A 12,704-nucleotide genomic window follows, 5' to 3' on the forward strand; every position below is an offset into this window, starting at 1 on the left:
CTTGAGGTCATTCGTGAAGGCGTGATGACCGCCGAGTCCACCTCGGGGACCCAGTTCGAGGAGTGGGATTGGGAAGTCGGCGTTGGTCTTTACGGCTTCCTAAGACGCGCGATTTCCACCAATGATCAAAAAGCGCTCCAGGACCTTGTGGCGTGGTACAGCAGCCAGATCGAGCGGGGCCTACCGCCACGCCAGATCAACAGCACGGCTCCGATGCTGCCGCTTGCCATCCTCGTTCAGCATGTCGATCGTCCCGATTTTCGCGCCCTTGTCGAAGACTGGGCCGAATGGTTGGTGAAGGAACTGCCCAAAACCGAGGACGGTGGCTTTCAACACGTTGTCAAAGAACGCCTCAACGAGGGCGAGCTTTGGGACGACACGCTGTTCATGGCCTGCCTCTTTCTCGCGCGCGCTGGCGTGCTTTGCAAACGCAGCGAATGGATCGACGAAGCTGTCTATCAGTTCGTGATCCACACGCGCTACCTGTCGGATCCGGTGAGTGGGCTATGGTATCATGGCTGGACCTTCAATGGACGGCACAATTTTGCCAATGCCTTTTGGGCTCGCGGCAATGCCTGGATCACGGTGGCCATCCCGGAGCTGTTCGAGCTTGTGCCGATGCTGGGGGAAAAGGACCGGCGTTACCTTTCCAATGTTCTTGCCAGCCAGGTACGTTCGCTTAAGGCGTGTCAGAGGCCGGACGGAATGTTCACAACCTTGTTGGACGACCCCTCGTCGCCACTGGAGACATCAGCCACCGCCGGAATTGCCTACGGCATCCTGCGTGGCGTCGATGCCGGCATTCTGGATACCAACGACCGGATCTACGCCGAGCGGGCGCTTTCGGCCGTGCTGGCGCGCATCGACGAGGAAGGTGTGGTCCATGGTGTTTCGGACGGCACACCGATGGGCCACGACCTCGATTTCTATCGGCGCATACCGAATGTGCCGACGCCTTACGGCCAGGCGCTCACCATGCTGCTCCTGACGGAAGTCCTTCTGGAGCGCGGTCTCCAGCAATGAGCGCGGCATCTCCAATCTCGATTGATGCGGCCGGCAGCGACGATACCGCTCGACTACAAGCAGCGATCGACAAAGCGTCGGCTTCAGGCGGCGGGCGCGTGGTGCTTGAGGCCGGCATCCATATTTGCCGGGGGCTCCAGCTCAAATCCGGCGTGGATCTTCATCTGGCCGCCGGCGCGATCCTGCGTCCGGTCGCGGACTATGACGCCTATGCACATACGACCGTTTCGGTCATTGCAGAAAAATCAAACCGCGGCATGATCGTCGCCAAAAATGCGCGGCGGATAAGCCTGACCGGCTTCGGCCGCCTCGAAGCCGGTTGCGACAGCTTCATCGTCGGCGACGACAAGACGGTCGGGACATTCATCCCGGCCGATTTTCGACCGCGCGTTGTCGTCTTCGAGGCGTGTGACGGGGTTGAGATCAGTTCCATCCATATATGCCGCTCGCCGATGTGGACGCTGCACTTTGTCGACTGCACGGACGTTGCGGTCAGGGGAGTGAGGATCGAGAACGACCATCGTCTTCCCAATACGGACGGTATTGTTCTCGATGCATGCCGCGGCGCCATCATCGAAGATTGCCTGATATCGACCGCGGACGACGGCATTTGCCTGAAGACGAGTATGGGTCCGGCGGGTGCCGCCATAGGGCAATGCGAAAATATTCTCGTTCGCCGATGCTCGATCCAAAGCTTGAGTTGCGCCCTTAAGATCGGAACGGAAACGCATGGCGATATCACAAATGCCGTATTCGAGGATTGCAATGTCTCGGCCTCCAACCGTGCGCTCGGCGTTTTCTCGCGCGACGGCGGTCGGATATCGAACGTCAGATTTTTAAGAATTGGAGTAGAGTGCCATGAAACGCTCGACGGCTTCTGGGGTTCGGGAGAAGCCTTGACGATCAATGTTGTCGACCGCGTCGCGGCGCGGACTGCCGGGGCGATCGAGAACCTGATCGTCGAAGATATAACCGGCCGAATGGAGGGGGCGATCACTTTGATTTCGACGTCTTCCGCCGGCATTCGAAACATCCGGCTGGCGCGCATAAACCTGGTCCAGCAGCCCGGGCAACTGGGCACAGGGCAATTCTATGACCTGCGCCCGACGAATGCGGATTTGGCGCCGCGCGCCGATGGAGGCGGGCGCGCCAATGCCTGGACGCGCGGTTCGGACGGACGGGTGATCGGTCTTGAGCGCTATCCGGGAGGGATGCCAGCCGCCTATCTTTCCGGGGTCACGGGTATCTTTCTGGAAGAGGTGCTCATCAAAAGGCCAGCACCCCTGCCGCAGGGATGGAACAAGATTGACGTCGCCTTCGAAACGGCGGCACCTGATGGGAGCAGGACATGGCAGAACTGAAGCTTTCCACCGTCAACAAGTCATATGGCGCCATCAAGGTCCTGCATGATGTGGAACTTGATATCAAGGATGGCGAGTTCGTCGTTTTTGTGGGTCCCTCCGGATGCGGCAAGTCGACCTTGCTGCGCATCATCGCGGGTCTCGAAGACATAACATCCGGCGCAATCTCAATCGGAGGGCGCAATGTAGGCCAGCTTTCGCCCGCCGAACGCAAGATCGCCATGGTCTTCCAGTCCTACGCGCTTTATCCGCATATGAGCGTTCGCAAGAACCTCGCTTTCGGCTTGGAGAACCTCAAGTTCAAGCGCGTCGAGATCGAGGCGCGGATTGCCGAAGCGGCCAGGATGCTGGCAATCGAACCCTATCTGGACCGGCGTCCGAAGCAACTTTCAGGCGGGCAGCGCCAGCGCGTGGCGATCGGCCGGGCAATCGTGCGCGAACCCGACATCTTTCTCTTCGACGAGCCGCTTTCGAACCTCGACGCCGCACTGCGCGTCCAGACGCGAGCCGAGATCACAAAACTCCATCGTGAGATCAAAACCACGATGATCTACGTCACCCATGACCAGGTCGAGGCGATGACGATGGCCGACAAGATCGTCGTGCTGCGCAGCGGACAGGTAGAGCAGGTGGGCGCCCCGCTGGAATTGTTTGATCACCCGCGAAATCTCTTTGTGGCAGGCTTTCTCGGTTCTCCACGCATGAATATCATAAAGGGTAAGGTCGCCAGTATCGGGGAAAGCGGCGTTATCGTCGACGTCGGCAACGGCGGCAAGCTGATCAGTGACGTGGACCTTTCCGGGATTCAGGTCGGCCAGGCAGTGCTTGCCGGCGTCAGGCCCGCGCATTTTTCACGCTCCGGTCAAGATGGGTTGCCGTTCGTCGTCCAGTATCATGAGGGGCTTGGAACCGAAACCTATGTCTATGGCAACCTGGAGGGGCAAGACGAGCAGATCATCATTCACGAGCCAGGTCATTTCGCGCCGTCACCAGGTGACCGCGTCCTGATCAACTCCATGCCTGTGCGCGTTCATCTCTTCGATCCTGAAAGCGGCCTGGCGTTTGGCCGGCGGCAAGGCCAAGGGAGGCGCTGATATGACGACGCCCAAGAAAGGTGCGGTCCTTTATCAGGCAGGCGAAACGATCATGCGAGTGATCGAGGCCCCCGTAAACGGAATGGAGCGCGTGCTTGGCCGGAAACGCATGCCATGGCTGTTTCTGGCACCGAATTTGGTTCTGTTCGGCATATTCACGTTCCTCCCCATCGCAATCGCCGTGGGTTACGCCTTTACGGGCGGGACGAACCTTTTCGTGTCGGACCGGCCGTTTGTCGGCTTGGACAATTTTCGCACCCTGCTTGCCTGCGATGACTATCTGAGGCCCGGAACTTGCCGGGAATCGCTTTTCTGGACGGCTGTGTGGAATACGCTTTGGTTCGTGGCATTCAACGTCGTCGCAACATTGCTCGTCGCCCTTGTAACAGCACTGATACTCAATCGAGCAATCGCCGCGCGAGGCTTCTTTAGAGCAATCTTCTTCTATCCGGTATTGCTGTCTCCCGTCGTCATCGGCCTGATCTGGAAATGGTTCCTTGATCGGAATGGGCTGCTGAACGCCTTCCTGCAGATGGTCGGCGTACCCCCGGAAATCTTCCTTTTGGATGTCGGTTGGTCGCGCTTCTTCGTCGTGGTCGTCTCCGTCTGGTTTCACATGGGTTTTTACACCCTCATCCTCCTTGCCGGTCTCCAGGCCATCCCGAAGGAGCTTTATGAAGCCGCCTCAATCGATGCAGCCTCGCCTCGCCGCACGCTCTTCAGGATCACGCTGCCCCTGCTGGGGCCGAACCTTCTGGTCGTTCTGATACTTCTGATGATCAGGTCCGTCCAGATTTTCGACGAAGCCTGGGTTCTTACGAATGGCGGTGGCCCGGGCACAGCCAACAGCTTTATCGTGCAATACATCTACCAGATGGCTTTCAGCAGCGATCTGCGCCTCTTCGGCCTTGCATCCGCGGCATCGGTTCTCATGGGATTGGTGCTTTTGGTACTGACGCTGATACAGCTGCGCCTTGGCCGGCGAATGGAGTCATAAAATGAATAGCCTTATGAATCCCATCAGCTTTCTCACGCGCACGCGCCGGGCCGGACGCATCGATATGACCGACATACTGTCATGGATCTGGCTATTTGCCGGAACCCTTGCGGTGCTTGTTCCCGTTGTCTGGGCGGGCCTTTCCTCTCTGAAGCCGGCGGCTGAGATCACCCGGTTTCCGCCGACGCTGCTTCCCCGCGCTGCCGTCGAGCAGACTGTAGCGGGATTCGACAAGCCGCTTAGCCTTTGGCAGGTCACCATTGACGGTGAGAAGCGCGAAATGGCGATGGTCCGCCGTATCGGTCTCAAAGCCCAAATGGTTGACCCTGTCAGTCCGCAAAAGCCCGTCAGCGTCGATGTAAAGAGTATCACGCCCGTGCAGCGGTTGACCGTGGCCACCCAAAACTACGCCGATCCATTGACGCGTTTCAACTTCCTGACCTTCCTCAAGAACTCGGTGTTCGTCACGTTCGTCGCAACGGTTTTGACACTCCTGGTCAACGCCATGGCAGCTTTCGCATTGTCGAAATACCGGTTTCGCGGCGACAAGACGGTTTTCGTGATCATCATTTCAACCTTGATGATCCCACTCGCCGTCGTCATGGTCCCGGCATATCTGGTGGTCGTTGGCGTTGGTCTTGCCGATAACCTGTGGGGCGTCATCCTTCCGACGATCGCCTCTCCGACGGCCGTGTTTTTGCTGCGACAATATATGCTGACAATTCCCGATGAACTCATTGAGGCTGCACGCGTTGATGCGGCCAGCGAATTTTGCATCTTCTGGCGAATCATTTTGCCGCTGACGGCACCTGCCTTGGCGGTGCTGGCGATCTTCTCCGTCCTTTGGCGCTGGAATGATTTCCTCTGGCCGCTTATTGTCCTCAATAGTCGAGAGAATTTTACACTGCAGGTCGGCCTGAATGCATTTCAGGGAGAATTCTCGGTCCAGTGGCATTACATCCTTGCGATGACTTTTCTCAGCCTGCTCCCTGTGACGATCGTGTTCGTGTTTCTGCAGAAATACATCACCACAGGTATTGCCGGAACCGGGATGAAGTGATCCCGGTCAGCGTGGCGACGCAATGCTGCCACGCAAAACGAGATGGCATCCCAGTTCCAGGCGGTGAGCCGGCCGCTGCGGATCATTGGCGATCAGACGCTGTTCGATCAGGGACAAGGCAGCAGCGCCGAGCCTGTCGGCCGGTACACTGATCGTCGACAATGGCGGACGACTGAACTCGCCTCGGACGATATCATCGAATCCCAGCACGGAAATCGCCTCCGGCACGCGAATGTCACGATCAGCCAATGCCTTCAGGCATCCAAGCGCCAGATTGTCGGCGGCGCAAAAGATGGCGGTCGCCCCGCGCATTTCAGGATCCTGATCAAGCAGCGCATTGATGGCCGCCTCGCCATGTCTGGGTTCATATCCTTCAGCCTCAAGGATCATGCCGTCCAGAATAGGAAGCTGCGCGGCAAGAAACGCGTCGGAAAAGCCGTCATATCTGCGCTGGATCGTCGTGCGGCCCTTCCAGGTCAGGTGCAGAATTCGACGATGTCCGAGCGCGAGCAGATGTTCGATAGCCAGTCGCGCTCCGAAGCGGTTTTCCGGCGTGACCGTATCGACCAGCATGGCCGGATCCTCGCCGTTTATGATGACGACGGGCATGCCGGCAGAAGCAAGACTTCGGATGAGTTCCGGCTGATCGTCGTTCAAGATCACGATACCATCAGCACGCTCCGAAAGCGCAATCTGTCTTACCTGATTACCATCGATTCTCCGGCCGGTGCTGACAAAGGGTACGGTTCTGATCCCGCGTCGCTCACATTCCTTCCGAAGGCCGTTGAGGATCGTCCAACTCACCAAGTTGAGGTCACTTTGCGGAGCGGCATCGTCGGGAATTGCAAGAAGCAAGACGCGCAACGCGGCAATTGTCGCCCTCTTCCTTCGGCGCTCGAGATAACCCAGACGTTTTGCTGAATTCAAAACCCTCTCACGCACTTCGATCGTGAGTGGGGCGGTTCCGTTCAGGGCGTGCGAGGCCGTGCTGAGGGACACATCCGCATCGCGCGCGACATCTTTGAGATTGACTTTGCGTTCCACTTTTCCGTCACGAGTTCTAATCGCGCCTTCGAAGGCATGTGAGCTAACTCGATGTTTTTACATAAAAACTTTCAAAAAGCCATGTGTATTATGCCAATAATTTGCCGTTCTCCGACGAAGATCGACCGCAAAGCTGCCGAAGGAGATCTGGTCGCGGCGATCTTTGCGGTCGCCGCAACGCTGAGGTGGGTCGGTCTTCCGTCGTTGCTCGGGCTGGCGGAGGACGTCGAGGAAGGCCTGGCGCCCTGCGATCTCTGCTTTCGTCACGACCGTTCATGGCATAGATCGAAGCGCTGCCGACGAGGGTGTTGTGGCGCTCGGAGCCGCAATATTGGCGCCCATGCCGTCCGAGAGCCCGAGTAGAGGAAAGGACGACCTCGTAAGGACTTGACCAAGAGGCTTGGCTTCGGGAAGCGTGCGCGCATCAGGCGACTTCCTGCCCCGCCAATTGGTCAAACAATTTTTCCACGTGCGACGACGGGCCAGATGTCCGGTCCAGTCCGATCGCCACTCGTCACCATGACCGCGTCAACCATATTGGTGACGACGCAGACATGATTTGGCACGATCCGCACCTTGTCCCCGACCTTAAGGCCGATCGCGCCCCTGCTGACCAGCCTTCCATGCTCTTCCGAAAGCTGGTCGATCGTAACGTCGTCGCGTCCGAGCACATGACCGTAACCTGCAAGGCCGAGCAAGTCTGAGGTCAGCGTCTTGGATCCGGCGTCGATCACGGCTCGATCCGGTGCGGGAACGGAGACGACGGTGGCGAGCACGTTCAGTGCACAGTCCTCCCAGCCGCAGACGCCGCGCGCCACGAGCGATCGGTCATTGTAGACATAGGTTCCGGGACGATACTCCGTCGTTATCGGGGACTCGGCCGCATGCATCATGGACGGCGTACCGCCTGAGGAAACAACCGGAACGGTGAGGCCGCGCGCATTGATGCGAGTAGTGGCCTGCCGCATGAAACGTTCGACCTGCGCCTCGCCGCCTGCCGGCGGATAAGTCATCAACCCGCCGAAAACGAGGCCGGGAGCCGCCTGGATCGCGACAGCCAAGTTCTCGGCCTCCTCGACCGTGGCTACGCCGCAGCGGTTTGCGCCCGTATTACATTCCACGAGCACCGCCAGCGGCGCAGGCGCGGCATGGAAGGCCGACGACAACCCGTCGACGACCGCGCGGCTATCGGCGACGACCGACAGATTTACTTTTTCGGCCAACGCCTTCAGGCGCTCCAGCTTGGCCGCACCCATAATATTGTAGGTGATCAGTACGTCGCGTATGGCGTTGCTGCCGCAAACCATCGCCTCGGCTTCCGAAACCTTCTGGCAGGTGATGCCGATCGCGCCCGCTGCAAGCTGCATCTCTGCGACGGCTGGCAACTTGTGTGTCTTGATGTGAGGGCGCACACGCAGACCGTGGCTGTCTGCATAATCCTGGAAGCGCTGGATGTTCCGCTTCGCGATGTCGAGATCGATAAGCACCGCCGGCGTGTCGATCGCCGTCAAATCTTTAGACGAGAAGGGCATGGGAGCCTCTGAAAACCGTATGGGAATGCTGCACTGCCGGAAACCTGTCGTCAATCGACGCTGCATCTTTATGGCAGAACCTATTGACAAGTCATTCCTCATACCTCTTGATATGTCAATCCAATAACACAGACACATGTCCGATATATTGGATTATCAGAAAAACGGTCAATCAAGGGGAACACGATGACCAATTCCGTCCTCGCCGGCACGATGTCGCTGGCCGTCGCCACAGCTCTGTTTTCCACCCCCGTCCTCGCCGATGGCAGCAAGCTCGACGAAGTGCTCGCCCGCGGCCATCTTGTCCTTGGCACGGGTAGCACCAACGCGCCCTGGCACTTCAAGAGCGCAGACGACAAGCTTCAGGGCTTCGACGTCGATATGGGTCATATCATCGCCAAGGCACTCTTCGGCGATCCCGAAAAAATCGAATATGTGAACCAGTCCTCCGACGCCCGCATACCAAACATAACGACAGGCAAGGTCGACATCACCTGCCAATTCATGACCGTAACTGGCGAACGCGCTCAGCAGGTTGCCTTCACCATTCCTTACTATCGCGAAGGTGTGGGTCTGATGCTCAAAGCGGACGGAAAATATGCTGATTATGCCGCACTGAAGGCGGCTGGTTCGTCCGTCACCGTCTCGGTCCTGCAAAATGTCTATGCCGAGGCCATGGTGCATGCTGCTCTGCCGGAGGCGAAGGTAGACCAGTATGAATCCGTGGACCTCATTTATCAGGCGCTGGAATCTGGACGCGCCGATACAGTTGCGACAGACCAGTCTTCGCTCGCCTGGTACATGACGCAGAATCCGGACCGTTACAAGGATGCCGGCTACGGCTGGAACCCGCAAACCTACGCCTGCGGCGTCAAGCGCGGCGATCAGGATTGGCTGAACTTCGTCAACACCGCTCTGCACGAAGCCATGACCGGCGTTGAGTTCGACGCTTACGCCAAGTCTTTCAAAACCTGGTTCGGCAAAGATCTAACCCCGCCTCAGATCGGCTTCCCGGTCGAATTCAAATAACAGCCGTGTGGAGCGGGACCTGTTTCCCGCTCCCTCGGCCTCAGGGGAAGGCACGCCATGGGTTACACTCTGAATTTCGCCGCCGTTTGGCGTAATTTCGATTTTCTGTTGAGCGGGCTCGCGCTGAGCCTTGGCCTTGCGGTGATCTCGATCGTGATTGGAGCGGTGATCGGCCTGTTTTCGGCCTTCGCACTGACGGCGAAGAACCGCTACGGGCTCGCAGCAGCGCAGGTCTATGTCACGGTGATCCGCAACCTGCCGATCCTCGTTCTGGTGCTATTTGCCTATTTCGCGCTGCCGCAGATGGGCGTCCGCCTCGATAAATTGGAAAGCTTCGTGCTGGTTTTGTCCCTATACTCGGGTGCTTATCTCGCCGAAGTATTCCGGGCCGGATTATTGTCAATTCCGGCAGGTCTGACGGAAGCCGGGCTCGCCATCGGCCTGACGGGGTTGCAGATCCGCAGTTCCATCATTGCTCCACTGATGCTGCGTAACGTGCTGCCGTCTCTGTCTTCAACGATCATTTCGCTCTTCAAGGACACTTCGCTCGCCGCCGCCATCGCCGTGCCCGAGCTGACATTTGCGGCCCGCAAGATCAACGTCGAGAGCTTCCGCGTCGTAGAAACCTGGATGGTCACGTCCGCCCTCTATGTCGCAACCTGTTTTTTCATCGCCGCCTTGATGCGTTTCGTCGAGGGCCGCCTGGCCCTGCCGAGGTAAGCCCGGATGTCCCACACCTTTCTCGAGCAACTCTGGATCGCCCGATACGTCATCATGAACGGCCTCGCCATGACTGTGTCGATCTCTCTGCTGGCCATCCTGGCGGGTTCCGTACTCGGCGTTTTCGTCGGCTTGGCGCTCGTCTACGGCGGCACTGTTTTGCGCTTAGTGGTCCGCGCCTATACGGACGTTATTCGCGGCACGCCGGTGCTCGTGCTCGTACTGGCGAGCTATTACGTCTCCGCAGCCGCCGGAGTTGATCTCGGGCCGTTTTCGGCAGGTGTCCTCGCACTTGCGATCTTCTGCTCCTCGCATGTCGGCGAAATCGTGCGTGGAGCCCTTCAGGCAATCCCCAAGGGACAGACCGAAGCCGCCAAGGCGATCGGCCTGACCTTCACTCAGACCTTCACCTCCGTGCTATGGCCGCAGGCCATGCGCCAGTGCTTGCCGTCCTGGGTGAACACGGCGGCCGAGATGGTAAAGGCCTCAACCCTGCTTTCTGTCATCGGTGTGGCGGAGCTTCTCCTGCGCACGCAGGAGATCATCTCCCGCAATTTCATGAGCCTGCAGTTCTATTTCCTGGCTGGCGCGCTTTATTTCATTGTCAACTACGGCATCGAGCAGTTCGGCAAATATGTCGAGCGCAAGACCGCCCTGCCGTCCTGAAGAGGCTTCCCCAATGGTCAAGACCATTCTCGACATCAAGGGTCTGCGTAAGACCTACGGCACCCACGAAGTCCTCAAGGGCGTCGATTGTAGCGTCCAGGAAGGTGAAGTCATTTCTATCATCGGCTCGTCCGGCTCTGGCAAGACGACTTTGCTTCGCTGCATCAACATGCTCGAAGAATTCCAAAGCGGCACGATTAGTCTGGACGGTGAGGAGATCGGCTATCGCGTCGAAGGCGTGACCCGGCGCCGCAAGAGCGAGAAAGAAATCGCACGCCAGCGTGCACTGACCGGCATGGCGTTTCAGCAGTTCAATCTCTTCCCCCACATGAGTGCGGCTGAAAACATCATGCTTGGTCTCGTCAAGGTGAAGAAAATGACGAAGCCGGAAGCCCGCGCCATTTCCGAAAAATGGCTCGACCGCGTTGGCCTCGCCGCTCGCATGGACCAATATCCCGGTCAGCTTTCCGGCGGCCAGCAGCAGCGCGTCGCGATCGCCCGTGCCATCGCCATGTCGCCGCGGCTGATGCTGTTTGATGAAGTGACCTCTGCGCTCGACCCTGAACTAGTGGGTGAAGTGCTTCAGGTCATCAAGGGGCTTGCCGCCGACGGCATGACCATGCTGCTCGTCACCCACGAGATGCGCTTCGCCTACGAAGTTTCGTCGCGTGTCATCTTCATGAACCAAGGCGTCATCTGCGAGGAAGGCGACCCGAAGAAAATGTTCGTCACTCCAAAGACAGAGCGGCTCGCTGAGTTTCTCAAAACCTCAAGTTTCAACTAGAAGAGAGATCCCATGACAATCAAGCGTTACGGTGCTGGCGAAACCGGGGCCGGCGGACAACCCCTGCCCTTTGCCCGGGCGACGGAAGCAGCAGGCTGGCTCTATGTCTCGGGCCAGGTTCCCATGGAAAAGGGCGAAATCGTGCCCGGCGGTATTGTCGCACAGAGTCGCAAGGCGATTGAGAACATGATCCGTATTCTCGACGAAGCCGGCTACGGTCTGGAGGATGTCGTGCGCGTTGGGGTATGGCTCGATGACCCCCGCGATTTCTGGAGCTTCAATGGCGTCTATGCTGAAATTTTTGGCGGGAATGCACCGGCACGTGCTTGTGTTCAGTCGCGGATGATGGTCGATTGCAAGGTGGAAGTCGATTGCGTGGCCTATCGCGCCGATCGCACCTGACAGCAACTCCGGAGAAGAACATGACGGAAGCCTCCGGCGACACGGTTTCACGACGGACGCGAGGACTGGATCGTGCCTTCGAGATTCTTGAGTTCCTGCGTGTGAAGCGTCGGCCGATGCGCCCGAATGAGATCGCTGCGGAAATCGGCGCGCCGCGCTCCTCAATCTACGAACTCGTCAACCTGCTGCTCAACCACGGAATGTTGGATTATCAGGGCGGCGACGGCAGGGTCTTTCTCGGCCGCCGCCTCTATTTCCTCGGCACCGCATATGCCGAGCAGTTCGACCTTATGCGCGAGTGCGATCGTATGCTGGTCCATCTCGCCGAGGAAACGCGTGAGACAGCGCAGATGTGTCTGCTCGAGGGCAACAAATATACGGTTGCAATGATGCGCGAGGGCATCCGGCCGTTCCGAATCTCCTCGAATGTCGGTGAACTCGTTTCCATTCCCTGGACCGCGTCAGGCCGCCTCCTGGTGTCAAACCTTTCGGATCAGGAAATCCTTGAACTTATCCCGCCGCAGGATTTCGTTTTGCCAAACGGCCGGCGGCTGGAGCCCGCGGATTTCATCGCCCAAGTGAGGCAGGCAGCACGCGATGGATATTTCACCTTCAATAGTGAAGTGGAGAATTTCACCCATTGTTTGGCTGTCCCGATTCATCAGGCTGATGGTGCCTGCATCGCCACGCTGTGCCTGGTTGCCCCGCGCGAAGACGGGCTGCGCAATCGCGCTGCCTATCTCGATAGCCTGTTGAACGCAGCACAAGAGATTTCCGAAAAGCTCGGATTCAATTCACTTTCAAGACGCGCTTCCACATCGCGCGTTTGAAGAGTAACAGCACTCCAGCCTCGATTTCGCGACGGCCGCACCGGTTGCGCTCAAGAGTGTGATACCCTTCCCGGGTTCCTAACCCTTGCCGATGAGATGGAAGATGGGCTAGAGACTACGATGCGTTTCGATCACAAGCGTGCCGATTGCGCGAATTGGAAA

At 58.3% G+C, this 12,704-nt stretch carries 13 protein-coding genes; 11 read left to right on the forward strand and 2 right to left on the reverse strand.

Annotated elements, in window-relative coordinates; genetic code table 11:
• The 5 genes from C9413_RS04730 to C9413_RS04750 form a co-directional block, all read left to right on the forward strand.
• Positions 1-1,023, forward strand: a 1,023-nt coding sequence (locus tag C9413_RS04730) for a glycoside hydrolase family 88 protein (RefSeq protein ID WP_170250230.1), incomplete at its 5' end; no start/stop codon positions are given.
• Positions 1,020-2,384: a glycoside hydrolase family 28 protein gene (locus tag C9413_RS04735; RefSeq protein WP_040116072.1), complete on the forward strand. Its 1,365-nt coding sequence runs from the start codon at positions 1,020-1,022 to the stop codon at positions 2,382-2,384. The genes C9413_RS04730 and C9413_RS04735, both read left to right, overlap by 4 nt.
• Entirely contained in the window at positions 2,372-3,478 is a 1,107-nt protein-coding gene (gene ugpC, locus C9413_RS04740) for a sn-glycerol-3-phosphate ABC transporter ATP-binding protein UgpC (RefSeq protein WP_040116073.1), read from the forward strand. Before C9413_RS04735 ends, ugpC begins: the two co-directional genes overlap by 13 nt.
• Before the next feature lies 1 nt (position 3,479).
• Positions 3,480-4,475 carry a sugar ABC transporter permease gene (locus C9413_RS04745; protein ID WP_040116690.1) on the forward strand — a complete coding sequence of 332 codons (996 nt, stop codon included), beginning with the start codon at positions 3,480-3,482 and terminating at the stop codon, positions 4,473-4,475.
• Positions 4,476-4,488: 13 nt separating this feature from the next.
• Positions 4,489-5,535 (forward strand): carbohydrate ABC transporter permease, encoded by a 1,047-nt coding sequence (locus tag C9413_RS04750; protein WP_170250234.1) that lies wholly within the window; start codon positions 4,489-4,491, stop codon positions 5,533-5,535.
• A gap of 6 nt (positions 5,536-5,541) precedes the next feature.
• Here the strand turns inward: C9413_RS04750 and C9413_RS04755 are convergent, their stop codons facing one another.
• The gene (locus tag C9413_RS04755) at positions 5,542-6,579 is read right to left on the reverse strand and encodes a LacI family DNA-binding transcriptional regulator (RefSeq protein ID WP_040116075.1); all 1,038 of its coding nucleotides are present in this window, start codon (positions 6,577-6,579) and stop codon (positions 5,542-5,544) included.
• Between the two features lie 452 nt (positions 6,580-7,031).
• Complete coding sequence (locus C9413_RS04760; protein ID WP_040116691.1) at positions 7,032-8,090, reverse strand: D-TA family PLP-dependent enzyme; 1,059 nt, start codon at positions 8,088-8,090, stop codon at positions 7,032-7,034.
• 207 nt (positions 8,091-8,297) lie between these two features.
• On the opposite strand from C9413_RS04760, the gene C9413_RS04765 reads away from it, so the two are divergent.
• The 6 genes from C9413_RS04765 to C9413_RS04790 are packed head-to-tail and all read left to right on the forward strand — an operon-like array spanning position 8,298 to position 12,542.
• Entirely contained in the window at positions 8,298-9,140 is an 843-nt protein-coding gene (locus tag C9413_RS04765) for a transporter substrate-binding domain-containing protein (protein WP_040116077.1), read from the forward strand.
• Positions 9,141-9,197: 57 nt separating this feature from the next.
• Entirely contained in the window at positions 9,198-9,860 is a 663-nt protein-coding gene (locus tag C9413_RS04770) for an amino acid ABC transporter permease (protein ID WP_040116078.1), read from the forward strand.
• Between the two features lie 6 nt (positions 9,861-9,866).
• Entirely contained in the window at positions 9,867-10,526 is a 660-nt protein-coding gene (locus C9413_RS04775; RefSeq protein ID WP_040116079.1) for an amino acid ABC transporter permease, read from the forward strand.
• A gap of 13 nt (positions 10,527-10,539) precedes the next feature.
• Positions 10,540-11,310 carry an amino acid ABC transporter ATP-binding protein gene (locus C9413_RS04780; RefSeq protein WP_040116080.1) on the forward strand — a complete coding sequence of 257 codons (771 nt, stop codon included), beginning with the start codon at positions 10,540-10,542 and terminating at the stop codon, positions 11,308-11,310.
• Positions 11,311-11,322: 12 nt separating this feature from the next.
• The gene (locus C9413_RS04785; protein ID WP_040116081.1) at positions 11,323-11,712 is read left to right on the forward strand and encodes a RidA family protein; all 390 of its coding nucleotides are present in this window, start codon (positions 11,323-11,325) and stop codon (positions 11,710-11,712) included.
• A gap of 20 nt (positions 11,713-11,732) precedes the next feature.
• Complete coding sequence (locus C9413_RS04790) at positions 11,733-12,542, forward strand: IclR family transcriptional regulator (protein ID WP_040116082.1); 810 nt, start codon at positions 11,733-11,735, stop codon at positions 12,540-12,542.
• Positions 12,543-12,704: the final 162 nt, after the last annotated feature.

It is taken from the genome of Rhizobium sp. SEMIA 4085, assembly GCF_013004495.1.
Lineage (GTDB): Bacteria > Pseudomonadota > Alphaproteobacteria > Rhizobiales > Rhizobiaceae > Rhizobium > Rhizobium gallicum.